Source organism: Niallia sp. MER 6, assembly GCF_023714395.1.
GTDB lineage: Bacteria > Bacillota > Bacilli > Bacillales > Cytobacillaceae > Niallia.
Genome location: NZ_JAMAUK010000100.1, coordinates 1 through 1,034 on the forward strand (window position 1 = coordinate 1; position 1,034 = coordinate 1,034).

10 tRNA genes are annotated in these 1,034 nt (G+C 53.2%); all 10 read left to right on the forward strand.

Annotated elements, in window-relative coordinates:
- The first annotated feature begins 34 nt into the window (after positions 1–34).
- The 10 genes from M3600_RS28360 (at position 35) to M3600_RS28405 (ending at position 987) form a co-directional block, all read left to right on the forward strand.
- Positions 35–119: transfer RNA gene (locus tag M3600_RS28360), tRNA-Leu, on the forward strand.
- 17 nt (positions 120–136) lie between these two features.
- Positions 137–211 (forward strand) — tRNA-Gly (locus M3600_RS28365).
- A gap of 15 nt (positions 212–226) precedes the next feature.
- Positions 227–315: transfer RNA gene (locus M3600_RS28370), tRNA-Leu, on the forward strand.
- Positions 316–333: 18 nt separating this feature from the next.
- Positions 334–410 (forward strand) — tRNA-Arg (locus tag M3600_RS28375).
- A gap of 4 nt (positions 411–414) precedes the next feature.
- A tRNA-Pro gene (locus M3600_RS28380) sits at positions 415–491 on the forward strand.
- Positions 492–513: 22 nt separating this feature from the next.
- Positions 514–589, forward strand: a tRNA-Ala gene (locus M3600_RS28385).
- A gap of 22 nt (positions 590–611) precedes the next feature.
- Positions 612–688, forward strand: a tRNA-Met gene (locus M3600_RS28390).
- A gap of 20 nt (positions 689–708) precedes the next feature.
- Positions 709–785: transfer RNA gene (locus M3600_RS28395), tRNA-Ile, on the forward strand.
- 9 nt (positions 786–794) lie between these two features.
- Positions 795–887, forward strand: a tRNA-Ser gene (locus tag M3600_RS28400).
- Between the two features lie 26 nt (positions 888–913).
- Positions 914–987: transfer RNA gene (locus M3600_RS28405), tRNA-Met, on the forward strand.
- Positions 988–1,034 lie beyond the last annotated feature (47 nt).

The following is a 1,034-nucleotide window of genomic DNA, read 5'->3' on the forward strand; positions in this document are numbered from 1 at the left end:
CGCAGGTTCGAATCCTGCATGACTCACCATTTACGCGGGTGTGGCGGAATTGGCAGACGCACTAGACTTAGGATCTAGCGCCGCAAGGCGTGGGGGTTCGACTCCCTTCACCCGCACCATTTAATTTAATACACAAGCGGAAGTAGTTCAGTGGTAGAACACCACCTTGCCAAGGTGGGGGTCGCGAGTTCGAACCTCGTCTTCCGCTCCATTTTTAAAAAACAATGCCGGGGTGGCGGAACTGGCAGACGCACAGGACTTAAAATCCTGCGGTAGGTGACTACCGTACCGGTTCGATTCCGGTCCTCGGCACCATTGTTACTTTAAAAATTAGCGCCCGTAGCTCAATTGGATAGAGCGTCTGACTACGGATCAGAAGGTTATGGGTTCGACTCCTTTCGGGCGCGCCATATACGGGAAGTAGCTCAGCTTGGTAGAGCACTTGGTTTGGGACCAAGGGGTCGCAGGTTCGAATCCTGTCTTCCCGACCATGTATGTTACTCCATAAAAATTGGGGCCTTAGCTCAGCTGGGAGAGCGCCTGCCTTGCACGCAGGAGGTCAGCGGTTCGATCCCGCTAGGCTCCACCAATTTTAATTAATACTGAATAATGGCGGCGTAGCTCAGCTGGCTAGAGCGTACGGTTCATACCCGTGAGGTCGGGGGTTCGATCCCCTCTGCCGCTACCATATTATTTAGGAACTTGTTTGGACCTTTAGCTCAGTTGGTTAGAGCAGACGGCTCATAACCGTCCGGTCGTAGGTTCGAGTCCTACAAGGTCCACCATCATATCGAGGAGGAATACCCAAGTCCGGCTGAAGGGATCGGTCTTGAAAACCGACAGGCGGGTCAAACCGCGCAGGGGTTCGAATCCCCTTTCCTCCTCCATTTTTGAAGTATTTGAATATTATTATCGCGGGGTGGAGCAGTCTGGTAGCTCGTCGGGCTCATAACCCGAAGGTCGCAGGTTCAAATCCTGTCCCCGCAATCTGGTCCGGTAGTTCAGTTGGTTAGAATGCCTGCCTGTCACGCAGG